Origin of the sequence: Mesorhizobium sp. M1163, assembly GCF_040318415.1 — a bacterium.
Taxonomy (GTDB): domain Bacteria; phylum Pseudomonadota; class Alphaproteobacteria; order Rhizobiales; family Rhizobiaceae; genus Mesorhizobium.
In genome coordinates this window covers 22,874-44,610 of sequence record NZ_JAMYMF010000003.1, presented here as the reverse complement: position 1 = coordinate 44,610, position 21,737 = coordinate 22,874, and the positions used below count along the sequence as shown (strand labels likewise).

The following is a 21,737-nucleotide window of genomic DNA, read 5'->3' as shown; positions in this document are numbered from 1 at the left end:
AGATTTGGTGCCAATTTCGCACGCGGCGCTGTGGAACACCCTTCAAAACCACGTTTTCGGAACTTGCTGGGCGCCTGACCGTTTGTGTCGGTAGGTCCGTTTGAGCGACTGCTCGTGATCGTCAACGTCGCGCAAGCTGCCGCATCGGGCCCAGAATCATCGGAATACGAGAAATGGCTGTCATCCTCATTGGCGCATTACTGACTGTCGCCGGCCTCGTATATATGGCGGTTGCAGCCATCATGCGCGGGCGGCTCAGTGAGCCGGCCGCTGTCTCCACCGCGCCGGATAGCCCGAGGCCCAATCTCGCAACACCAGGTCCGACTCTGGAGCCGCGGCGGCGCGGGCTCCGTTTTCTCGGCTTGTCACAGAATTGGCCGGGCCTGCTGATGATGGCCGTCGGCGTCATTCTGCTGTTATCGGTAGTGGTCCTCTAGAGTTTTGGAAAGGTCTGGAAAACCTCAGGCGGCAGCGCTCAGTCCCAGCCTCTCGAGCGCCAGCTTTCTTGTCGAGACATAGTCGGTCTTGCCCGAGCCCAGCACCGGGATTTCCTCGACCTTGACGATGTCGTTCGGTACCATCAGTTCGGCCGCCCCGGCCTTCTTGCCGAATTCGCGCAATTCGTCGGGATTGGCACTGTCGGCGGTGGTGACCAGGACGAGGCGCTCGCCGCGCCGTCTGTCCGGCACCGCCACCACGGCGTGATGCTCTTCCGGCCACAGCGACTGCACCAGCATCTCGACCGCACCAAGCGATACCATCTCGCCGGCGATCTTGGCGAAGCGCTTGGCGCGGCCGCGAATGGTGATGAAGCCTTCGCGATCGACCGAGACGATATCGCCGGTGTCGTGCCAGCCTTCGAGCGGCTGTAGCTCGCCCGGCCGATCGGCGGTCATGTAGCCCATCATCAGGTTCGGCCCGTCGAGCCACAGCCGGCCGGCGTCGCTAATGCCTTCGACCGGTTCGAGTTTCATGCGCATGGCCGGCAGCAGCCGCCCGACCGTGCCGTCGCGACCGTGGATGGCGGTGTTGACGGCAACCACCGGTGCGGCCTCGGTCAAGCCAAAACCTTCGATGATCTCGGCCTGGAAGCGTTCGCGATAAACCCGGCGCGTCTCCGGCTTCACCGCCTCGGCACCGGCGACGACAAAGCGCAGGCTGGAAAAATCGCCGTCCTTGGCGGTGCGGGCATAGTTGGCGAGGAACGTGTCGGTGCCGAACATCACCGTTGGCCGGACCTTGCGCGCCACCTCCGGAATAAGCTTGTAGTGGAGCGGTGAGGGGTAGAGGAACAGTTTTACGCCGGTGACCAGCGGCAAGATGGTGCCACCGGTCAGGCCGAACGAGTGGAACACCGGCAGCACGTTGAGCAGGATGTCGACCGGCGAGATGGTGATGCGGGCTTCGGCCTGCATGGCATTGGCAAGAAGGTTCCGGTGCGACAGCACAACTGCCTTGGGTGTGCCTTCCGAGCCGGAGGTGAACAGGATCACCGCCGGCTTGGCTGCATCCTGGCGCTGCAACGGCCATCGCCACAGCAAGGCGGCAGCGAGCTTGTCCAGCACGGTCACGCTTGCGCGAACATCCTCCAGCCACAGCAGTTTCGCTCCGCCCTTTTCCACCGCCTCGACTATGTCGGCGAGGTTGGCCTTTTCGACAAAGGCGCGTGAGGAGACCACGGTGCGGATCACCGCCGTGCGGATGGCGGCGGTGACGCTCGCTGGGCCGGCGGTATAGTTGATCATTGCTGCCACTCGCCCAGCCGACAAAACACCGACGAACGCCAGCACGAGGCCATTGGCGTTGGGCAGGAGCAGCCCAACCGCTTCGCTCGGCGCTGTCATTGCCTCGAAGCGGCGGCCCAAAACCCTGGCACCGATAAACATTTTCCGGTAGCTCAGCGCACCGCCGATGATGTCTTCGATAATTGGGTGCGAAGCGCCGACACGGTCGGCGGCGTCACGCATGGCAAGGAACAGCCCTCGGTCGAGATCACTGCCAAAAAGCCTGGCCTCGGCGAAGCGATCGAACAGCGCATTGGTATTGGAGGCCTGATTGGGATTCCGCGCCACCAGCTCGGCGATGGTCATCGGCTCCAGCGCGCTGATCGACAGCTGCGGGAACCAGTGGCGCGGCGCCTTGTCTGCCGGCGTCAGCGACGCCGGCAGGCTGCGCGCGCCGGCAACGAAGATCGGCACGATGCGAGCGTCGGCCTGCATGGCGATACGGGTGATGGCGCGGAACAACCGAAACGACTTGACGTCGGGCTCGACCGCATTCGGCAGGTAAACGGCGAGCCGGCCCTTGCCCTTCAGCACCCGCACCAGTCTGCGGCTGACGAAGACATGCTCGGCGTTGAAGGCGATGGTGCGGCCAAGCTCGCGCCATGGTTCCAGCCAAGGCGATCTGGCCGAAGCCGGGTCGAGGATGTGCAGCGTGTCCTCCGGCAGCAGCGACAGCATCAGCGCCGGCTCGAGGCGCGACTGATGCCAGACGACGTAGATGATCGGGGCCGCCGACTTGCGGGCAATCTTGATGCGCTCGTCGTTGATGCGGTAGGCGAGCTTGAACGGCACGTAGAGCAGCGCCTGGCTCAAGCGCAGGCCGAGGCGGAACTTCTCCACCACGCCGATCAGCAGCCAGGCCGTGACAAGACCCGCAAGCAGCGCCAGTGTCAGGATCATCGCCGCATCTCCCAACAATCTCACGTCGCGGCTCTTCAGTGGCCGCTTCGGGTGAGAACCTAGCCGAAGTTGGATCAACGTCAATGCGGCTTCATTTTTCCGTCTCTCCTGCTATCAGTGGGCTCGGCTGCCTTCTCCACAAATCGCAGCTACGCCGCCTTCATCCTCCCGCTGATGAAGCGGAATTCCTGCGTCTTGCCGCCAAAGCCATACGCGGCCGCCGGCACTTCGTGCACGAGGGCATAGCTTTCCTCATGGACCTTGCCTAGCAGCCGGCCGAATGCTGCAAAGATTGCCTGGAGATAGGCCTCCAGTTCGAGCTTGGTGTTGGTGCCGTCGACGACCTTGATGTCGAGCCAAGCCGTGTTGGCGCCGTGCTCGGCCAGCGACTTGCCGCCGGCGAACCAGTGCTCGGGGTCGAGATAGGAAATCGCGACAGCTGTGATCGTCGCGTCCTTGCGCAGATGCGTGGCCGTCAGTTCGGTTACCTCCTTGGCAATAGCGGCGGACAAAGCGGCATCGGGCTTGCCGGCAACGCTGACATTGATGATCGGCATGTTTCTTCTCCTCGGTTTCAAGCGGCGTCTCTTCGCCGTCGAGAAAATCATGCCATCGTTCTTGCGTCAGAAAAATCGAATTGTTTTTGATAAACACTTAGATATTATCGAATTATGCAGGCGCTCGATCCCGACCTTCTCAAAACTTTCCTCGCTTTCGTCGATAGCGGCTCGCTGGCGCAGGCTGCGTCGATCGTCGGCCGCTCGCCGTCGGCGGTGACCGCGCAGATGCAGCGGCTGGAGGATGTAGTCGGCGAACCGCTGCTGGCGCCGCAGGGGCGCGGGCGTGGCCTGACGCCGGCGGGCGAGGATCTGGTCGGCCACGCGCGGCGCATTCTTGCTGCGCACCGCGAGGCGTGGCTGGCCCTCAAAGGGGCGCATGCTGATGGGCGCGTCGCCATCGGCACGACGCAGGATTTCGCCGACAGCGGCTTGCCGCAGCTTCTCAGGGCCTTCGCCGTCAGCCATCCGCGCGTCAGGATCGAATTGCGCGTCGGCCGTTCCGCCGAACTGGCGCAGGCTTTGCAGGCCGGCATCCTTGATCTGGCCATTGCCATGCGGCAGGTGCCGACACGCGACGAAGTCGGCGTGCTCAAGGAACCAATGATCTGGCTTTGCTCACAAAACGGCTTGGCCACCCGCCAAGAGGAATTGCCCTTGGCGCTGCTCGATCCCCATTGCGGGTTTCGCGAAGCGGCGACCAGTGCACTGGATGCGGCCGGCCGCCGCTATCGCATTGCTGCCGGCAGTGCCAGCCTTGCCGGCCTGCGTACGGCGGTACACGCTGGCATCGCTTTGACGTTGAGGACGGCGCGCTTCGCTCATTCCGGCATCGTCGAGGCGCCGCGCGATCTTGATCTGCCGCCGGTGCCGATCGCCGAATTCGCCATCCGCTTGCGTGAGGATGCCGACCGGCCGGCGCAGGATCTGGCCGCGTTGTTCAGCGGCAACCTGGGCTTGGCCAGTTGAGTCAGCAAAGAAAAAGCCGACCTTGCGGTCGGCTTCTGAGTAGGACGGGCCGAGGGGTTTGGGGGGACTTGGGGGTGGCCCGTCGCAGCCATAATGCCTGAGCCCGATGATGGTTCCATGACTTTTCAAAATTTATTTTCAGGCACGGATTTCGCGTGATCGGACCTCCAACTCGCCCTCGGGCGTGGCGAGGATTTTGGTCATGCATCCGCTGCGCGCTGCCTGGCCATCAGCCAGTCACGGCCGGCGTGAGCGAACACCGCGCAAAGCACGATTGCGCCGCCGACCATGCTGGCCGCCGGCGGGATCTCCGCCAGGAACAGGAAGGCGAACAGGATCGCGAATGGCACTTCGGCCGAACCCAGCAGTCCAGACTCGGCCGCCGGAATGAGCCGGGCGCCCTCCGTCCACAGGATCGAGGCAAGCGCGAACGAGGAGCCGAAGGTGGCTAGAAGCAATGCGTCCCTGGCCGAGACGGCCAGCGGATCGGTGACGAACCAGCCGAGCACGAACAAAAGGAATGCCGACACCGCACCCGCCCACACCACCGGCGTATCGCGGAAGGTGCGCACCATGATCATGTAGAGGGCGCTGCCGATCGTCATCAGCAGCGCCAGCCCGTCGCCGAACAGATGGCCGGTGCCGAAGCCCGACCAGACCATGATCGCCACCCCGCATAGTGACACGGCAGCGGCAGCAAGCGTCTGCAGCCGGAACGGTTCGCGGACCAACAGGAGGGCCAGCAGCGCGGTGACGAAGGGGGCGGTGGCATAGATGATGGCGACATTGGCGACAAAGGTGAACTTGAACGCCGAGATGAAGGCGATGCTGGCGAGCGCGCCCTCGATCGCCAGCAGCCAGCCGCGCCAGCCGAGCCGCAGGCTGTCGCGACCGCCGGAGCGCTGGCGGCGCCATAGCACATAGAGGCTGATCAGGATCGAGCCGACGAAGCCGCGCCAGCAGGTGATGGTCAGCGGGTCGGAATGGATCGATTTGGTCAGCACGCCGGTGAGGCCGAAGACGGCCGCCGACGCCGAGACCAGGATGATGCCAAGGGTACGTTCGCGGGCGCTTTCCACTGTGCCTGACATGTCCAGCGATTCCGTCATTTCACCAGCCTACGCTGCCCCGTCCTGACACCATAGTGTCAGCTTGATCGAGGCGTCGCATCGAAACAGCAGACCGGCAGCCCCGGTGAACAGGCTGCCGGCGAAGCCCTTTCGCGGGTTTCCAGGATGGCGTTATCGGCCATATGTCCGGCGGCCTTACGAATGTGTTGCGAGAGAGGGTGTGAAGGCGTTGGATGCTCCCCGTATCGTCAGGCTATACGGGCGAAACCCTGCCAAGCGCTACGCCAGCGGGGACTTGCGTTTGGGGCAGGCGACACCGCCGTTAAGCAGCGAAGCCAGGCAACTATGGGAGAGAAATGAAATGGACGCGATTGCATTGAAGGCCATGCAGGCGCCGCTGAAGGAGGCCTATCGCGACGACGCCTCGCGCGCGCTGATTACTCTCCGCGCCAAAGGCTCGATCGACGACCAATCGATCGCCTGCAAGGTCGAGACGGGCAGGGCGATCGCCATTGCCGGGCTGCATCCGGCGACCGGCGGCACCGGGCTCGAACTCTGCTCCGGCGACATGCTGCTGGAGGCGCTGGTGGCTTGCGCCGGCGTCACGCTGAAGGCGGTGGCCACGGCGCTGGAATTCAAGCTTGGGGCCGCCACAGTGGAAGCCGAAGGCGATCTCGACTTTCGCGGCACGCTTGGCGTGGCGAGGGATGCGCCTGTTGGCTTCCGCGCCATCCGGCTGACATTCGGCCTCGACACCGACGAGCCGCAGGAGCGCATCGATGCGCTGATCAAGTTGACCGAGCGCTACTGCGTGGTGCTCCAGACCATCAGCCAGAAGCCCGAATTGACGGTAAGCGCGCGACGCTGATGTGCCAATCTCTCCCCCTCAAGGGAGGAGATGACGCTCCTACTGCGCCGACGGCTCCTCGGCGTCGCCCTCGTCCGCGAACGGCGAGGCACTCGGCACGCACTGCACCGACCAGCCGGCCGGCGTCGGCTGCTTCTGGTATTCGGTGACGGCGGAGGTGCACTGTTCGCGGGTGTCGAAGGTGCTGGGCAGCACGACCATGCCGCCTTGCGGGCCGGCGATCACCAGATACCAGACCAACGCTACGCTCGGTGCCGCCATGGGTGTTTCCTCGCTCTGCTTGTTTTGGGAGTCGGTGCGATCCTAGCAACTCCGGCCAAGCGGCGAAAGCTGGGCCGAAGCGCGGCGTTAAGCCACGGCATCACAGCCGCGTGATGCAAGGCCGCTTACTCCGGCTGCCGGTAGGCGACAAAGCGGTTGTGCTTGGCCTGGAAGATCAGCCCCGTCTCCTTGAGCGCAGGGCTGGCCAACGGCACGATACGCTTGGCGATCTCCGAAGGGTGCGGCAGCGTTTCCGGATACTCGCCGGGTACGGCCTGCGCCCGCATCGCGGTGCGCGTTGCCCCGGGATCGGCGGCGTTGACCCTGAGCGGCAGGTTTTCGGTCTCATGGGCCCACGAACGCGTCATGGCCTCGACCGCCGCCTTCGACGCCGCATAAGGCGCCCAGAAGGCGCGTGCGGAGTGGGCCAGGCTGGAGCTCAGCACGATAGCGCGGCCGGCATCGGAAAGCCTCAGCAGCGGGTCGACCGAGCGGATCAGCCGCCATGTTGCGGTGACGTTGATGGTCATCACCTTCTCGAAGGTCTTTGCCTCGACATGGCCGATCGGGGCGATGACGCCGAGCACAGCGGCGTTGGCGACCAGTATGTCGAGCTTGCCCCAGCGCTCGTGGATGGCGCCGCCCAGCCGGTCGATCCCCGCCATGTCGGCAAGATCGAGCGGGACGAGCGTCGCTTGTCCGCCGCCTGCTTTGATCTGGTCGTCGAGCTCTTCCAGCCCGCCGACGGTGCGGGCAACCGCAATCACATGCGCACCGGCTGCGGCAAGCTCCCTGGCGATGAAATAGCCGATACCGCGCGAGGCGCCGGTGACGACCGCAACGCGGCCGGAGAGATCGAGGGTCATGCTTGAACTTCCATGAGGTCGGCGTGAAGCACCCCCCTCTGCCTTGCCGGGCATCTCCCCCTCAAGGGGGGAGATTGGCCCTCATCAGGCTCAGCGCCTGTTCTGCGACCGTCGCGATTGGCGAAAGTCGACAGTTCAGCCGATCTCCCCCCTTGAGGGGGAGATGCCCGGCAGGGCAGAGGGGGGTAACCTGGCGAAGACAAATGGCGATCCGGCAACCTTACGACCCGCCCGCCGCCAAGAGCGAAAGCGTGCGGACATTGTCGGAGCCTTCGAAATCGGCAAGCCGGGTCGGATACTGGCCGGTGAAGCAGGCGTCGCAGAATTGCGGCTGCTCGTTGTCGCGGCCGGCTTCGCCGACGGCCCGGTAGAGCCCGTCGATCGAGAGGAAGCCGAGCGAATCGACGCGGATGAACTCGGCCATCTCCTCCACCGACATGCGCGAGGCCAGCAACTTCGACTTTTCCGGTGTGTCGACGCCGTAAAAGCACGAGGCGCGCGTCGGCGGCGAGGCGATGCGCATATGCACCTCCTTGGCGCCGGCATCGCGCACCATCTGCACGATCTTCTGGCTGGTGGTGCCGCGTACGATCGAATCGTCGACCAGCACCACACGCTTGCCTTCGATCATGCGGCGATTGGCGTTGTGCTTGAGCTTGACGCCCATGTGGCGGATCGAATCGCCGGGCTGGATGAAGGTGCGGCCGACATAGTGATTGCGGATGATGCCGAGCTCGAACGGAATGCCCGCGGCCTGCGAAAAGCCGATCGCCGCCGGTGTGCCCGAATCCGGCACCGGCACGACAATGTCGGCCTCGACCGGGCTCTCCAGTGCCAGCTCGGCGCCGATGCGCTTGCGTACCTCGTAGACATTGCGGCCTTCGACCGAAGAATCCGGCCGGGCGAAGTAGACATATTCGAAAATGCAGAAGCGGGTCTTCTGCGGCTCGAACGGGAACAGGCTTTCGATGCCCTTGCTGGTGACGACGACCATTTCGCCGGGCTTCAGGTCGCGCACGAAACGCGCCCCGATAATGTCGAGCGCGCAGGTTTCGGAGGCGAGAATCCAGGCGCCGTCGAGATCGCCTAGCACCAGCGGCCGGATACCGAGCGGGTCGCGGCAACCGATCATCTTCTTGGACGTCATTGCCACTAACGAGAAGGCGCCTTCGACCTGGCGCACCGCATCGATGAAGCGCGAATTGAGGTCGCGCTCCTTGCTGGTGGCGACCAGATGCAAGAGCGTCTCGGTGTCGGAGGTGGAAGAGAAGATGGCGCCCTGCTTCTGCAGGGCGCGCTGAACGGTCATGGCGTTGGTGAGATTGCCGTTATGGGCGACGGCAAAGCCGCCATCGGCAAGTTCGGCGAAGAAAGGCTGGATGTTGCGCAAGCCAGCGCCACCGGTGGTGGCATAGCGTGTGTGGCCGATGGCACGGTTGCCTTGCAGGCTGTCGATGACACGCTGCTTGGTGAAGGTGTCGCCGATCAGGCCGACATGGCGTTCGACATGGAATTGAGTGCCGTCGTAGGAAACGATGCCGGCCGCTTCCTGGCCGCGATGCTGCAACGCATGCAGGCCGAGTGTTACGATGGCTGCGGCGTCCTGCCGGCCGAAAATACCGAACACGCCGCATTCGTCGTGGAAATGGTCGTCGGCTTCGGCGGAAAGCACGTCGTCTGCGTCTGCCACTGAGACTGCCATTGGGGGCTCAAGCTCCGCTAAAGTCGCCATATAAGGTCATAGCGCATCGAAAGCAACGCACGTCGTGCGACGTTCACATGATCGACAGTCTCGAGGCGAGCAAGTCTGCCGAAATCAGTTTGCCGGCGCCGGGTTTGCAGGTGCCGGCGTCGCGGGCGCATTGTCGGCCGGCGGAGCGTCGCTGTCATCGGGTGCCGGAGCAGTGGCGTCGTCGCCGGCGGCAGGTGCTTCCGCTGCAGGCGCGTCGGGGGCCAGAGGCGTCTCGGTGGCCGGCTGATTCGGATTGAGCTTGTTGAGGATGGCGTTTTCCGGATCCTCGGGCAGCAGGCTTTCCAGCTTGGCACCGATCGATTCGAGCAGCGGCTTTGACTTGGCGTTGGCAATCCAGCCTGGAGCTTTGGCGCCGGCCAGCCAATTGAAAAACAGCAGTGCGACCGCGACCACCAGGATGCCGCGCGCCGCGCCATAGAGGAAGCCAAGTGTGCGATCGAGCGCGCCGATCCTGGAATCGATGATCCAGTCGGCGAGCTTCATGGTGATGACCGAAACGACGATCAGCGCGACAATGAAGACGATACCGGCGGCCGCCGCCATGGCTGCCTTTTCGTTGTCGATATAGGGCTGAATGTAAGGCAGCACCGGCTTGTAGAAGAAGAAGGCCGCCGCAGCGGCAACTGCCCAGGAGATGATCGACAGGATCTCGCGCGAAAAGCCGCGAACCATGGCGAGCATCGCCGAGACCAGGGTGAAGCCGACGAGAATTCCGTCAAGCAGCGTAATCGGCATGTTTTTCGCCCCGCTCCGATCTCTTTTTCACGACTCGACGAGCCGCATCAGTCTTGCTCGTCGGCGCGGCTGCGCCGAGAGCCGGCTATGCGCGCCACGAGATCGGCAAGCTCGGTGGGCTGGAAAGCGCCGGCTCCGATCCCCCCGGCCCCATTACCACCAACAAGTTCCTCGCTGCCCAAGGGCAGAACCGCGCTTCCGAAACCCAGCTTTTCGGCTTCCTTAAGGCGCTGCTGCGCATGCGCAACCGGCCTCACCGCCCCCGAAAGGCTGATTTCGCCGAAATAGACGCAATCGGCGGGAAGGGCAAGACCGGTGAGCGAGGAAACCAGTGCCGCCGCCACAGCCAGGTCGGCCGCCGGCTCCGAAATGCGGTAACCGCCGGCAACGTTGAGATAGACGTCATGCGTGCCGAAGCGAACGCCGCAATGGGCTTCCAGAACCGCCAGGATCATCGACAGCCGGGCGCCGTCCCAGCCGACGACGGCGCGGCGTGGCGTGCCGAGCGTCGAAGGTGCTACCAGCGCCTGGATCTCGACCAGCACCGGCCGTGTGCCTTCCATGCCGGCGAAAACCGCGGCACCCGGCGATTTCGCGTGACGTTCACCGAGGAAAAGCTCGGACGGGTTGGCGACTTCCCGCAAGCCCTTGTCCGACATTTCGAAGACGCCGATCTCGTCGGTTGGCCCGAAGCGGTTCTTGACCGTTCGCAGGATGCGGTAGTGGTGGCCGCCTTCGCCCTCGAAATAGAGCACCGCGTCGACCATGTGCTCGACGACGCGTGGGCCGGCGATCTGGCCCTCCTTGGTGACATGGCCGACCAGAACGATCGCCGCCCCTGTGGATTTTGCATAGCGGATCATCGCTTGGGCGGCGGCACGCACCTGGGTCACCGTGCCGGGCGCTGAATCGGCCATGTCGGTCCATAGCGTCTGGATCGAATCGAGAATGACCAGGTCCGGCCGCTTGCCATCGGCAATGGTGGCGAGGATGTCCTCGACGTTGGTCTCGGCGGCGAGTTCGACCGGGGTGTCGGCGACGCCGAGCCGCTGGGCGCGCAGCCTGATCTGGGCGACCGCTTCTTCACCGGAGACGTAGACGATGCGGTGGCCCTTTGCCGCCAGTGCGGCTGCAGCCTGGGTGAGCAGCGTCGACTTGCCGATGCCGGGATCGCCGCCGACCAAAAGCGCCGAGCCGCGCACGAAGCCGCCGCCGGTGGCGCGGTCGAGTTCGCCGATGCCGGAGACGATGCGCGGCGCGTCCTCGATGTCGCCGGAGAGGCTGGTCAGCACCACCGCGCGGCCCTTGCGGGCGTTGCGGGTGTTGGCCGGGCCGGAGCCGATGCCGCCCGACGTGCCTTCCTCGACCAGCGTGTTCCACTCGCCGCAGGCATCACATTTGCCGGCCCAACGCTGATGCACCGAACCGCAATTCTGACAGATGAACTGGATACGGGATTTGGCCATCAGCGTCGCGTCGCTTGCCAATTGCCGAGGCTCGTCGATCCTGCCCACCCCCCTCTGTCCTGCCGGACATCTCCCCCGCAAGGGGGGAGATTGGCTGTCATTGATGCTTTCGCCAATCGCCGATGCCGCAAGAAGAGAGCCGGCGACAAAACTGCCGATCTCCCCCCTTGCGGGGGAGATGGCCGGCAGGCCAGAGGGGGGTGTAACGGAACGCGACGGTTGGCCAACAAGCTACTCGAACCGATCCGGCAAATGATGCTCTTCCGCGAGGTCCGAGAAGCGGGTGAACTCGCCCTGGAAGGCGAGGCTGACCGATCCCGTTGGGCCGTGGCGCTGCTTGGCGACGATTACCTCGGCCTTGCCGCGCATCTCGTTCATCTCGTGTTCCCACTTGATGTATTCGTCGGTGCCCGGCTTCGGCTCGCGGTTCTTCAGATAATATTCCTCGCGGTAGACGAACAGCACCACATCGGCGTCCTGCTCGATGGAGCCCGATTCGCGCAGATCCGAAAGCTGCGGGCGCTTGTCGTCGCGGCTCTCGACCTGGCGCGACAGCTGCGACAGCGCGATGATCGGCACCGCCAACTCCTTGGCCAGTGCCTTGAGCCCGGTGGTGATCTCGGTGATTTCCTGGACGCGGTTTTGCGATGATTTCGCGCTCGATCCCTGCATCAGCTGGATATAGTCGATGACGATGACGTCGAGACCGCGCTGGCGCTTCAGGCGACGCGCGCGGGCGGACAGCTGAGCGATGGAAATACCGCCGGTCTGGTCGATGAACAGCGGGATTTTCTGCATGGTCTGCGAACAGGCGACGAGCTTTTCGAAATCCATCTCGCTGATCTCGCCGCGGCGGATTTTCGACGACGGGATTTCGGTCTGTTCGGAAATAATGCGGGTGGCGAGCTGTTCGGATGACATTTCGAGCGAAAAGAAGCCGACGACGCCGCCATTGGCCGCCTTGAACGAGCCGTCGGCCTGCTGCGCCGGGACATACGCCTCCGCGATATTGAAGGCGATGTTGGTGGCGAGCGAGGTTTTACCCATGCCGGGGCGGCCGGCAATGATGATCAAGTCGGACGACTGCAGGCCGCCCATGCGACGGTCGAGGTCGCGCAAGCCGGTGGCGACGCCCGACAAATGCCCGTCGCGCATATAGGCGGCATTGGCCATGTCGACCGCCGTCTTGACAGCGTCGGTGAAGCTCTCGAAGCCGCCGTCGTAGCGGCCGGTCTCGGCCAGCTCGAACAGCCGCCGCTCGGCGTCCTCGATCTGGTCGGAGGGCGACATGTCGACCGGCGCGTCATAGGCGATGTTGACCATGTCCTCGCCGACGGTGATCAGCGCGCGGCGCGTGGCCAGATCGTAGATGGCGCGGCCATAGTCGGTGGCGTTGACGACGGTGACGGCCTCGACCGCCAGCCGCACGACATATTGCGCCACCGTCATGTCGCCGACCTTCTCGTCGGCCGGCAGGAAGGTCTTCAGCGTGATCGGCGTCGCGATCTTGCCCATGCGGATGAGCTCGGCCGCGACCTCGAAGATCTTCCTGTGCAGCGGCTCGTAGAAATGGCCAGGCTTCAGAAAGTCGGAGACGCGGTAGAACGCATCGTTGTTGACCAGTATGGCGCCGAGCAGCGCCTGCTCGGCCTCGATGTTGTTCGGCGCCTCGCGATAGAGCGGTGTTTCCGCCACGCCGAATTTTCGTGCTGCCTCTGCCATGATGTCCCCGGTCCTGATCCCGGTCTCTCGATATCAGAACGAGACAAGTCGGTGATGACTTATCTGCATCAGTCCCCAACCAACCAACTTTGATGCCCGCGATTCACAGCCAAGATACTTCGGTGGAAAGAATCTCGATTGACTCGAATCAAGATGGCGAGCCTAACCGTTCTTGGGCGAGAACAAAACAGGAAAATAGCTGCCGATCATTCCGGCAAGGCGTCACCCCAGTCCAGTCGCCGCGCGGCCTTGAACGTCTCGCCGTCGCGCTTCGTGAACAGTCGCTCGGCGGCATGACCATCCTGTTGGCAAAGCTTCAGCAAGACCTTGCCGGAGCCCGATTTCGGCGGTGCGATCACCCGCGCGCGGGGCGGAGCGGCCGGATGACGGGAAGCGGCGACAAAGATGAACTTTTCGTCCTCCCACGGCACCTCGGCATCCTTGGCCAGACGGTGCAGGCGCGAGCGGGCGACGCGGCGGGCGAAATGGCACCAGTCGGGAGCGACAAGTGGGCAGGGCGCCTCATGCGGGCAGGGCGCGAGCACGTGCGCCCCCGCCTCGATCAGCTGCCGCCGCACGGCAAGGATGCGCTGCCAGCCGGCCGGCGTGCCTGGCTCGACGACCAGCAGCGTGTCGGCGGTCAGCTGCCAGAGCCGGTCGATTAGTTTTGCCAGCGATGCCGGCGCGATCTCATCCAGCACATAAGCCGAAGTCACCAGCTCGGCCGGCTCCAGATCGACCAGGTCGATGGTGACGTCGCCGGTCAGCCAGGCGGTCTTGGCATGGATTGCCTCGGCGGCAAGCGCCTCGCCGACCCGCCGCACCGCGGCACCGGCCTCGAGCAGCACTGCCTGTTCGAGATCGGGCCAGAGATCGATTGTGGCCCAAAGCACCGTGCCAGGGCCGGCGCCGACATCGAGCAAGGTCTTCGGAGCATAGTCGGGCCGAGACTCGCCCACCGCATCGAGGCTGGCACGGACGGCCGCATAGGTCGCCGGAAGCCGCGTTGCCAGATAGGCCTTAACCGCCATTTCTTCGGCCATGTGCAGGCGGCCATCGCGCAACTCGGCGCGGTAGCGGTCCGACAGCGTCTTGGCCGCTTGCTTGATCATCGGCAACGGCACCTGTTCGAGAAGGCGGTCGACGCCTTGTCTAAGCGGGGCGGGCAGTTCCATGGTCTACGCAGCCCGAGGTGCGAGCACGATGACCGAGGCGCCAATGATGCACATCGTGGCACCGGCAAGATCCCAACTGTCGGGGTGCACGCCTTCCGCCAACCATAGCCAGACCAGCGAGGCGGCAATGTAGATGCCGCCATAGGCGGCATAGGCCCGGCCCGCCGCACTGGCGTCGACAAGCGCCAGCAGCCACGCGAATAGCACCAGTGAGACGAGACCGGGCGCCAACCACAGCGGCGACTTATCCAGCCGCCACCACGCCCAGAACGAGAAGCAGCCGGCGATCTCGGCAAGTGCGGCGGCGACGTAGAGGAGGTAGGTCATGAAAAAAGGTCCCGCGTTGACGAGACCTTTTTCAGCGTGCCAGCCGGCAATGGCAAGCGGCAATGGCGCGATCGCCGGCAGTCTACTCCGGATCCGCCACCTTGCGGCGGCGAGTGGGCTTGGCCGCAGGAGCCTTTTCACGACGTCCAAGATCGCGCATCTCCAGCGCCTTCTCGCAACTGGCCATGTAGTCGCGCGTCACCGGCAGCGTGTCGTTCTTCTTGGCGATCTGGATCTGGAAGATCACCAGATCCTGCCATCGGAAGGCAGCTTCCGAGGCGGCAAGATAGAACTCCCACATGCGGCAGAAGCGCTCGTCATAGATCGCCTTGGCCTTGTCGCGGTTGGCGGCAAAGCGCTCGCCCCAATGCTTCAGCGTCTCGGCATAATGCAGCCGCAGAACCTCGATGTCGGTGACGACGAGCCCCGACTTTTCGATAGCCGGCATCACTTCGGAGAGCGACGGGATATAGCCGCCCGGGAAGATGTATTTGCGAATGAAGGCGCTGGTCGCCCACGGCACACCGGAACGGCCGATCGTGTGCAGCAGCATGACACCGTCCGGCTTCAGCAGCGTCGCCGACTTGTCGAAGAAGGTACGGAAATGATTGACGCCGACATGCTCGAACATGCCGACCGAGACGATGCGGTCGAAACGCTCATTGAGCTCGCGATAGTCCTTGAGGTCGAAATGCACCCGGTTTTGCAGGCCTTGCGCGTGCGCGCGGTCGGTGGCGACGCCGTGCTGCTCGGTCGACAGCGTCACGCCTTGCACGTCGACGTCGAACGCCTTGGCGAGATAAAGGCCAAGCCCGCCCCAGCCGGAGCCGATGTCGAGTACCGTCTGGCCCGCTTTCAACCTGAGCTTGGCGGCGATGTGGCGCTTCTTGGCTGCCTGGGCCTCATCGAGCGTCATGTCCGGCTGCTCGAAATAGGCGCAGGAATACTGCATGTCTTCATCGAGGAAGAGGCGATAGAGGTCGCCCGACAGATCGTAGTGGCGCTGCACGTTGCGGCGCGCCCGCGACGCCGTGTTGATCTGCTGCAGGCGCCGGAAGGCGTGGCGCAGACCCTCGATCGCCTTCGACCAGGTGGCATCGATGCCGCCGCTGCCCATGTTCTGGAACGCAATGCGCATCACCCCCAGCACGCCGCCCTCGATAATGTCGAGTTCACCGTCCATGTAGGCTTCCGGCACCGCCAGCATCGGATCAAAAGTGATGGCGCGCTCGGCATGCCTTGTCTTGATGTGCATGTGCACCGGCTCGCCGCTGCCGTCACCAAAAGTCACCATCGAGCCTTGCGGCCCTGTCACCTTGAGATTGCCTGTGCGGACCAGGCGGTCGAGAACGCGCTTAAGCAGAATATTCATGACCAATTGTCCCCTCTCGGCCAGACATGCTGTCCTATTCTGCATCAAGATATAGGGGTTCGAAAAGTTCCATTTGGCATAAAAATGCCCGGGTGCGAGGCCCGGGCATTGGTCCAGATAGGTATTAGCCGACGAATGCCGGCGAACAACGATCAGCCGTTGTCTTCGCCGCCCTCGAACTCCGCGTTCGGATCGAAGAAATTTTCCGGCCGCGCATTGTCGTTGATGTCTTCGCCGTAGATGGCTTCGGCGGTGGTCAGCGTTTCGCCCTTGGCCTGGCGCTCGGCTTCGTCGGCCGTGCGGGCAATGTTGAGCGTGATGGTGACCTCGACTTCCGGGTGCAGCGCGATCGCCACGTTGGTGACGCCGATGGTCTTGATCGGCTGATTGAGAAGGATCTGGTTGCGGTTCACCGAAAAACCTTCCGCCGTCAACAGCTCGGCGATGTCGCGCGTCGACACCGAACCATAGAGCTGACCGGTCTCGCCGGCCGAGCGCACGGCGATGAAGCTCTTGCCGTCGAGCTTTTCAGCAATCTGCGCGGCCTCGGACTTGCGCTCCAGGTTCCGAGCTTCGAGCTGGGCGCGCTGTCCCTCGAACTTCTTCTTGTTACCTTCGTTGGCGCGCAGCGCCTTGCCCTGCGGCAGCAGGAAATTTCGGGCGAACCCGTCCTTGACCCTGACGGTGTCGCCCATCTGGCCGAGCCGGGAAACGCGTTCGAGAAGAATGACTTCCATGGTTTTGTTCCTTCGGTTGGGCGCCTATCCTCAGGATCGGCGCCGAATTGTCTGGAACAGGTCAGGAAGCTGGGGCGTCGCCGCCTGTGTCGCTGTCCTGCCTGTCGCGGCAGTTAGGATCTCTTGTCGAAATCCAACCCGGGATTTGGTGTTCGATCCAGCTACGCCCGTCGTGGCCGGTGAAAAAAGCAGGCGGCGAACCGCCCGCTGGCTAGACCATGATCCCGAAAAGTGAAAACCGGTTTTCGGATAAGATCATGGTCAACTAATCAGTCTTAGCGGACCACGTAGGGCAGCAGGCCGAGGAAGCGGGCGCGCTTGATCGCCTTGGCGAGTTCGCGCTGCTTCTTCTGGCTGACGGCGGTAATGCGCGACGGCACGATCTTGCCGCGCTCGGAAATGTAGCGCTGCAGAAGCCGCACGTCCTTGTAGTCGATCTTCGGCGCGTTGGCGCCGGAGAACGGGCAAGTCTTGCGGCGACGGTGGAAGGGGCGCCGGGTTGGGATCTGGTTGATGTCGACCATTATTCTGCGGCTCCTTCAAAGCCTTCGCGCGGACGGCGCGGGCCACGATCGGCACCCCCATCGCCGAAGCTGCGCGGCGGACGATCACCACGGTCACCGCGATCGCGGTCGCCGAATGAGCGCGGGCCACGATCGCCACGGTCGCGGTCGCCGAAGCCGCCGCGTTCCGAGCGCTCTTCGCGCTTCTGCATCATTGCCGACGGGCCTTCCTCATGCGCATCGACCTTGATGGTCAGGAAACGCAGCACGTCCTCGGACAGGCCCATCTGGCGCTCCATCTCATTGAGCGCGGCCGGCGGGCAGGTGATGTCCATGAGTGTATAATATGCCTTCCGGTTCTTGTTGACCCGGTAGGTGAGGGACTTCAGTCCCCAGTTCTCGACCCGGCCGACGGACCCGCCATTCGCGGTGAGGACGCCCTTGTACTGTTCGACAAGTGCATCGACCTGCTGCTGCGAGAGGTCCTGCCGGGCAAGAAACACATGTTCGTATAGAGCCATAGTGTTCGTGCCTTTCTTCGTTTCTCTCCCGGTTCCCGGCGGCAAAAGCCTCTGCAACTTCTCTGACCCGCGATCCTTGCGAAGACGGGGAAGAAAGGAGCATGACGAGACGGTCGAGAGCGGAGACACGGGAGGCGGAAGCGCTTCTGGCTCCACGCGAAGGTTCGAAAACCTCCGGCCCTCCGTTCAGCCCCCAGCAAGGACCGGCAGATTGCGGGCGTCTATACAGGAATTTGACCGCAAAGCAAGGCCAAACGACAGGCCAAACGGCTCGATTAGCGCCCTACCTTCCAGAGCACAACGGGCCTCGATGGCAAGGTTTTACGGATTTCCTGAAACCTGACCTTAACCATCATGCGAAGTTCCCGTGCCGGCGGGCATGGTGGCAACCCGTCGTTCATCATGCGAATGCAAAACGAAACACTTCGCGCGACACCTGCAGCACGGCGGTTTTGGGGGTAAAATGCTGTTCGACAAGTTCTGCCGTTCGAAGAGCGGCAACTTTGCCCTGATGCTGGCGTTCGGGCTGCCTGCGGTTCTGACGGCCGTCGCGTTTGCCGTGGACGTGTCCACCTTGATGAGGGCCAAGGTCAGCTTGCAGAACGCGCTCGATGCCGCGAACCTTGCATCTTCGCATCTCGGCGACATCGAGGCCACGCGCAAGGACGTCTTCGACCGCTATTTCCAGACCAATGTCGCCGGCCACAGCGAGTTGAGGAACGCCGAAGCGACGCTTACCGTCGAAAGGGGCCTCAATTACATCCAGACAAAGGCTGTCGCCGCGGCGGACGTCAACTTGAACTTCGCTTTCCTGTTCGGCAACGACAAGCGCATCACCGTCGATGCTGGCGCCATCGAATCGACCAATCAGCTCGAAGTCGTGCTGGTGCTCGACAATACCGGGTCGATGGCCAGCAACGACCGCATCGGCGCATTGCGGACGGCGGCGACGGGCTTGATCGATATGCTCCAAGCCGCGAAGTCGCCGACGCGCAGCGTACGTGTCGCAGTGGTGCCGTTCGTCACCGCGGTCAACGTCAAGGGCGAGGACTACGATCCGTCCTGGATCGACATGGCCGGCAAATCGCCGAACAATGGCGCCAATTTCCCCTTGGTCGGCGGCAAGCGCATCACCCATATGGACCTGTTCAAGCAATTGGGCGTCGAATGGAGAGGCTGCGTCGAGGCGCGGCCCGGAACCAACAATGTTTCCGACATTTCGCCCGACCAAAACAAACCGGACACCCTGTTCGTACCTTATTTCGCGCCGGACGATCCAGGTAACGCCAAAAATCCGAACAGCTCCTATGGCAATTCGGCGACCGGCTACAATAATTCCTATCTCGACGATACGGTTATCACCCTGCTTCCCGGCCTCACCGGCGACATCGCGAAGTACAGTGTTTCGACGATGAAGCTGATCAACGACAAGAAAGGCCCCCTGACCATCGGCCCAAACCGGGCCTGTCCGACGCCGATAGTGCCGCTGACCGACGATTTCGACAAATTGCGTAAGGCCGTCAGTGAGATGATCGAATGGAACGGCTCGGGGACCAATGTTTCGGAAGGGTTGTCATGGGGGATGCGGGTACTCTCGCCGGAACCGCCCTACAGTGACGGCGCGCCGTTCAGGGCGTCAGGCACGACCAAAACGGTGCTGCTGCTCACCGACGGCGAAAATGTTGTCTATGGCGCGAAGGATACGCCACAGAAGTCGGACTATGGTTCTTACGGGTTCCTGGCTTCGGGTCGGTTCGGATCCAGCGACCAGACCGCGGCCGCGCGCAATGTCGACGACTGGACAACCAATGTCTGCAACACGTTGAAGAAACAGGACGTGCAGATCTTCACAGTACTGCTGCAGGCCGACACCGCAGCCAACCGCAAGCTCTACGAGGCCTGCGCGTCGTCGCCGTCGGATTATTACCCGACCAACGACGTCAGTCAGCTCGAAAGCGTCTTCCTGAAAATCGGAAGCTCGATTTCGCAACTGCACTTGACGAACTGAACGACGTCAGTCGCCCAACGGCCGTTCCGCCGCCGCTGCTCAACTCGTGTGCGCAGCCACTTTCCCTGTGGTTTCGGGGAAGAAGTCGGGCGCCGCATGGCGCTTGCCGAACATCATGTCGTACTGCAGCAGACGGAAGTCGCGGATTGCCGGGTCGATCTCTTTCTGACGCGACCAATCGGGGGTGGCGTCGCCCGCCGGTGCCAACAGCAAATTGCGGTCGATGACGCGGTAGTGCTCCCGCAACTGGCCGAGGAAGCCGGTATAATAGGGATGACTGATGCCGGCAGTCTTCAGGATATGGTAGGGCAGGAAGGCTGGGCTGACGGCGCCGAGATCCTCGGCCGGGCCGCTGCGGTTCGACCAGACGATCAGCGGCGTCTGGTGATGCAGCAGCATCTGGTCGGCCGCCTCCTTGCGCGGCGCGACATTGTCCTTCATGAAACCGGTCTCGACGTAGACCGGCCCAAGCGGCGGCAGATGGTCGCCGAAGAAGGCGATGACCGTCGGCCGCTGGCGTTTCTTCGCCCATTCGATCAGCCGCTCGAGGCCGCGGTCCGCGTCGGAAGAGCCTTCGGCGTAGCTCAACAGCGATTCACGCGCCCATTGGCTGATCGGCGCCTGCACCTTATGGGTCGGATTGTTATAGCGATACGGCTCATACGGCCCGTGGTTCTGCAGGCTGACGGCGAAAAAGAACACCGGCTCGGCGCTGGTATCGGCCTCGTGGATGATCTCGTCGGTCATCGCCGCGTCCGACGCGAGCGGTCCGCGTTTTTGCATGGGCGGCAACGTCTCCTCGGACTTGAAGTCGTTGAAGCCGAAATCGGCATAGACGGCTCCCCGGTTCCAGAACCAGTTGGTGCCGGGGTGGATGGCGCGTGCCCGATAGCCCTGACTTTTCAGGAAGGTCGCCAGTGACGGGGTCGGTGTCCGCACATATTGCTGGTAAGGAATACTGCCCGCCGGCAGGAAGGCGTTGGAAAAGCCGGTCAGGGCCTCGAACTCGATGTTGGCCGTCATGCCGCCGAATTCGGGCGAGAACATGTAGCCCGTGCGCAGTGCCCGCACATTGGGGATAGGGTCGGGCGTGATGGTGACGCCGGGCAGCTTGGTCGGATCCCAGAAGGATTCGCTCATGACGACGATGATGTCGGGCTTCTCGGCGGGTACCGAGACCGTCACCTGCGGTTTGCCGATCGCTTCGATCGCCTTGCCGGAATAGCCGGGCGGCGCCGAGACATGGGCCATCGGGACGTTCAGCGCGAATGCGAGCGCAAAACCGTTCGAGGCATAGTTTTCCTTCTGGTCCCACATGATCGGGATGATCTGCAGCCGGTCGCGCGTCCATGAGAAAGTGGCATAGTCCATGATGGAGACGAAGAAGGCGATCAGCGGCACTGTCAGCGTCAGCCGGGCAAGGCGGCCCTTGTGGCTGAGCGCCGGAACGCGGCGGCGCCATAGCCGCCAGCCATAGACGAGAAGCGACAGCCCGCCGACGATGCCGATCGCCAGGGCAATGGCGGTTCCCGGGCGATCGCGTACCAGGAGCGGCATCAGCGCCACGATCTGCCGGGAATAGAGGAAATCGGTCGGATAGAGCGGATCGCCGAGATAGAGCGACTTCTGGTGGCCGACGAACGCCAGCGACAACGTCAGCGGCGCGAGGATCATCAGGCTCTGATGGCTGCGGCCGAGCACGGCGTCGAGCCCTATGAGGATCAACGCAAAAATGATGATTGTGGTCCAGCCGGGTTTGAAGGGCTGCAGAAAGAAGTCGATGGTGCCGGCAAAGTTGCCGCGCACGATCAATTCGATAGCGAACACCAGGATGGCCGCGGCCAACAGGCTGATGAAGCCATAGCGGATGACAGGCCATTTGCGCCCTGGCAGATAGCCGGTGGCCGGATCGCCTTCGAGAAACTGTGGCGCGGCCTCGGCTGCGCTCTTCTTGGTCTTTGCCACTGCGATAGTTCCCCGGCCCGCAACAAAAGCGTCACTCGACTGTCATCGAACTGTCACGCAAAGCTAGCGCCTGTGGCGGAAATAAGAAGAGCCAGCAAACAAATCGTGAGCGGTTTTCATCATGAGTGATCGCCAAAAAGCCTGCCGAAACAGGCACTCGGCCGACGTTGCGCGGTCA

General features: G+C 63.3%; 20 protein-coding genes. 4 read left to right on the top strand and 16 right to left on the bottom strand.

Translation table 11 applies throughout. From position 1 onward, the window contains the following. The first annotated feature begins 173 nt into the window (after positions 1-173). A complete protein-coding gene (locus NKH43_RS03775; RefSeq protein WP_023719845.1) occupies positions 174-437 on the top strand; it encodes a hypothetical protein in 264 nt (87 codons plus the stop codon). 24 nt (positions 438-461) lie between these two features. On the opposite strand, the gene NKH43_RS03770 is transcribed toward NKH43_RS03775, so the two are convergent. Together NKH43_RS03770 and NKH43_RS03765 are read right to left on the bottom strand one after the other, a co-directional pair. Further along, the gene (locus tag NKH43_RS03770) at positions 462-2,684 is read right to left on the bottom strand and encodes an AMP-binding protein (RefSeq protein WP_352856669.1); all 2,223 of its coding nucleotides are present in this window, start codon (positions 2,682-2,684) and stop codon (positions 462-464) included. Between the two features lie 149 nt (positions 2,685-2,833). Further along, the gene (locus tag NKH43_RS03765) at positions 2,834-3,241 is read right to left on the bottom strand and encodes a tautomerase family protein (protein ID WP_352856668.1); all 408 of its coding nucleotides are present in this window, start codon (positions 3,239-3,241) and stop codon (positions 2,834-2,836) included. Between the two features lie 114 nt (positions 3,242-3,355). Between NKH43_RS03765 and NKH43_RS03760 the strand changes: the two genes are divergently transcribed. Then, positions 3,356-4,210, top strand: coding sequence for a LysR substrate-binding domain-containing protein (locus tag NKH43_RS03760; RefSeq protein ID WP_352856666.1), 855 nt, complete (start codon positions 3,356-3,358; stop codon positions 4,208-4,210). Positions 4,211-4,410: 200 nt separating this feature from the next. Here the strand turns inward: NKH43_RS03760 and NKH43_RS03755 are convergent, their stop codons facing one another. Then, positions 4,411-5,319 carry a DMT family transporter gene (locus tag NKH43_RS03755; protein WP_023719842.1) on the bottom strand — a complete coding sequence of 303 codons (909 nt, stop codon included), beginning with the start codon at positions 5,317-5,319 and terminating at the stop codon, positions 4,411-4,413. A 322-nt stretch (positions 5,320-5,641) separates the two neighbouring features. On the opposite strand from NKH43_RS03755, the gene NKH43_RS03750 reads away from it, so the two are divergent. Further along, positions 5,642-6,148, top strand: coding sequence for an OsmC family protein (locus NKH43_RS03750; protein ID WP_023719841.1), 507 nt, complete (start codon positions 5,642-5,644; stop codon positions 6,146-6,148). Positions 6,149-6,187: 39 nt separating this feature from the next. Here NKH43_RS03750 and NKH43_RS03745 read toward each other — a convergent pair whose 3' ends face one another. The 12 genes from NKH43_RS03745 to rpsF all read right to left on the bottom strand — a co-directional run bounded on the left by NKH43_RS03745 (position 6,188) and on the right by rpsF (position 17,586). Further along, on the bottom strand, positions 6,188-6,409 hold the full coding sequence (locus NKH43_RS03745; RefSeq protein ID WP_023719840.1) for a hypothetical protein: 222 nt from the start codon (positions 6,407-6,409) through the stop codon (positions 6,188-6,190). 125 nt (positions 6,410-6,534) lie between these two features. Next, positions 6,535-7,275: an SDR family NAD(P)-dependent oxidoreductase gene (locus tag NKH43_RS03740; RefSeq protein ID WP_023719839.1), complete on the bottom strand. Its 741-nt coding sequence runs from the start codon at positions 7,273-7,275 to the stop codon at positions 6,535-6,537. 220 nt (positions 7,276-7,495) lie between these two features. Then, the gene (gene purF, locus NKH43_RS03735) at positions 7,496-8,977 is read right to left on the bottom strand and encodes an amidophosphoribosyltransferase (RefSeq protein ID WP_502896949.1); all 1,482 of its coding nucleotides are present in this window, start codon (positions 8,975-8,977) and stop codon (positions 7,496-7,498) included. A gap of 114 nt (positions 8,978-9,091) precedes the next feature. Next, entirely contained in the window at positions 9,092-9,763 is a 672-nt protein-coding gene (locus NKH43_RS03730; RefSeq protein ID WP_023719837.1) for a CvpA family protein, read from the bottom strand. Positions 9,764-9,810: 47 nt separating this feature from the next. Beyond that, positions 9,811-11,229, bottom strand: coding sequence for a DNA repair protein RadA (gene radA, locus NKH43_RS03725; protein ID WP_023719836.1), 1,419 nt, complete (start codon positions 11,227-11,229; stop codon positions 9,811-9,813). Positions 11,230-11,460: 231 nt separating this feature from the next. After that, the gene (locus NKH43_RS03720; protein ID WP_023677714.1) at positions 11,461-12,951 is read right to left on the bottom strand and encodes a replicative DNA helicase; all 1,491 of its coding nucleotides are present in this window, start codon (positions 12,949-12,951) and stop codon (positions 11,461-11,463) included. Between the two features lie 206 nt (positions 12,952-13,157). Continuing rightward, positions 13,158-14,126 (bottom strand): small ribosomal subunit Rsm22 family protein, encoded by a 969-nt coding sequence (locus NKH43_RS03715; RefSeq protein ID WP_352849220.1) that lies wholly within the window; start codon positions 14,124-14,126, stop codon positions 13,158-13,160. A gap of 3 nt (positions 14,127-14,129) precedes the next feature. Continuing rightward, positions 14,130-14,453, bottom strand: a complete 324-nt coding sequence (locus NKH43_RS03710) for a YnfA family protein (RefSeq protein ID WP_352856663.1) — start codon at positions 14,451-14,453, stop codon at positions 14,130-14,132. An 82-nt stretch (positions 14,454-14,535) separates the two neighbouring features. Next, positions 14,536-15,825 (bottom strand): cyclopropane fatty acid synthase, encoded by a 1,290-nt coding sequence (locus tag NKH43_RS03705; protein WP_023719832.1) that lies wholly within the window; start codon positions 15,823-15,825, stop codon positions 14,536-14,538. A 152-nt stretch (positions 15,826-15,977) separates the two neighbouring features. Continuing rightward, the gene (gene rplI, locus NKH43_RS03700; RefSeq protein WP_352481815.1) at positions 15,978-16,562 is read right to left on the bottom strand and encodes a 50S ribosomal protein L9; all 585 of its coding nucleotides are present in this window, start codon (positions 16,560-16,562) and stop codon (positions 15,978-15,980) included. A 275-nt stretch (positions 16,563-16,837) separates the two neighbouring features. Beyond that, positions 16,838-17,086: a 30S ribosomal protein S18 gene (gene rpsR / locus NKH43_RS03695; protein WP_006203718.1), complete on the bottom strand. Its 249-nt coding sequence runs from the start codon at positions 17,084-17,086 to the stop codon at positions 16,838-16,840. Further along, positions 17,086-17,586 (bottom strand): 30S ribosomal protein S6, encoded by a 501-nt coding sequence (gene rpsF / locus NKH43_RS03690; protein WP_352481813.1) that lies wholly within the window; start codon positions 17,584-17,586, stop codon positions 17,086-17,088. Before rpsF ends, rpsR begins: the two co-directional genes overlap by 1 nt. A 463-nt stretch (positions 17,587-18,049) precedes the next feature. Here rpsF and NKH43_RS03685 point away from each other — a divergent pair, with 463 nt between their 5' ends. Continuing rightward, a complete protein-coding gene (locus NKH43_RS03685; protein ID WP_352856661.1) occupies positions 18,050-19,594 on the top strand; it encodes a pilus assembly protein TadG-related protein in 1,545 nt (514 codons plus the stop codon). Positions 19,595-19,633: 39 nt separating this feature from the next. Here the strand turns inward: NKH43_RS03685 and NKH43_RS03680 are convergent, their stop codons facing one another. After that, on the bottom strand, positions 19,634-21,559 hold the full coding sequence (locus tag NKH43_RS03680; RefSeq protein ID WP_352494869.1) for an LTA synthase family protein: 1,926 nt from the start codon (positions 21,557-21,559) through the stop codon (positions 19,634-19,636). Positions 21,560-21,737 lie beyond the last annotated feature (178 nt).

Bases quoted from the DNA above. Each gene is read 5' to 3' on its own strand.
- radA (WP_023719836.1), bottom strand. From the start codon at position 11,229: ATGGCCAAATCCCGTATCCAGTTCATCTGTCAGAATTGCGGTTCGGTG.
- NKH43_RS03775 (WP_023719845.1), top strand. From the start codon at position 174: ATGGCTGTCATCCTCATTGGCGCATTACTGACTGTCGCCGGCCTCGTA.
- NKH43_RS03730 (WP_023719837.1), bottom strand. From the start codon at position 9,763: ATGCCGATTACGCTGCTTGACGGAATTCTCGTCGGCTTCACCCTGGTC.
- NKH43_RS03685 (WP_352856661.1), top strand. From the start codon at position 18,050: ATGCTGTTCGACAAGTTCTGCCGTTCGAAGAGCGGCAACTTTGCCCTG.
- NKH43_RS03760 (WP_352856666.1), top strand. From the start codon at position 3,356: ATGCAGGCGCTCGATCCCGACCTTCTCAAAACTTTCCTCGCTTTCGTC.
- NKH43_RS03770 (WP_352856669.1), bottom strand. From the start codon at position 2,684: ATGATCCTGACACTGGCGCTGCTTGCGGGTCTTGTCACGGCCTGGCTG.
- NKH43_RS03765 (WP_352856668.1), bottom strand. From the start codon at position 3,241: ATGCCGATCATCAATGTCAGCGTTGCCGGCAAGCCCGATGCCGCTTTG.
- NKH43_RS03715 (WP_352849220.1), bottom strand. From the start codon at position 14,126: ATGGAACTGCCCGCCCCGCTTAGACAAGGCGTCGACCGCCTTCTCGAA.
- NKH43_RS03755 (WP_023719842.1), bottom strand. From the start codon at position 5,319: ATGACGGAATCGCTGGACATGTCAGGCACAGTGGAAAGCGCCCGCGAA.
- NKH43_RS03740 (WP_023719839.1), bottom strand. From the start codon at position 7,275: ATGACCCTCGATCTCTCCGGCCGCGTTGCGGTCGTCACCGGCGCCTCG.
- NKH43_RS03710 (WP_352856663.1), bottom strand. From the start codon at position 14,453: ATGACCTACCTCCTCTACGTCGCCGCCGCACTTGCCGAGATCGCCGGC.
- NKH43_RS03745 (WP_023719840.1), bottom strand. From the start codon at position 6,409: ATGGCGGCACCGAGCGTAGCGTTGGTCTGGTATCTGGTGATCGCCGGC.
- rpsR (WP_006203718.1), bottom strand. From the start codon at position 17,086: ATGGTCGACATCAACCAGATCCCAACCCGGCGCCCCTTCCACCGTCGC.
- NKH43_RS03750 (WP_023719841.1), top strand. From the start codon at position 5,642: ATGGACGCGATTGCATTGAAGGCCATGCAGGCGCCGCTGAAGGAGGCC.
- NKH43_RS03705 (WP_023719832.1), bottom strand. From the start codon at position 15,825: ATGAATATTCTGCTTAAGCGCGTTCTCGACCGCCTGGTCCGCACAGGC.
- purF (WP_502896949.1), bottom strand. From the start codon at position 8,977: ATGGCAGTCTCAGTGGCAGACGCAGACGACGTGCTTTCCGCCGAAGCC.
- rplI (WP_352481815.1), bottom strand. From the start codon at position 16,562: ATGGAAGTCATTCTTCTCGAACGCGTTTCCCGGCTCGGCCAGATGGGC.
- rpsF (WP_352481813.1), bottom strand. From the start codon at position 17,586: ATGGCTCTATACGAACATGTGTTTCTTGCCCGGCAGGACCTCTCGCAG.
- NKH43_RS03720 (WP_023677714.1), bottom strand. From the start codon at position 12,951: ATGGCAGAGGCAGCACGAAAATTCGGCGTGGCGGAAACACCGCTCTAT.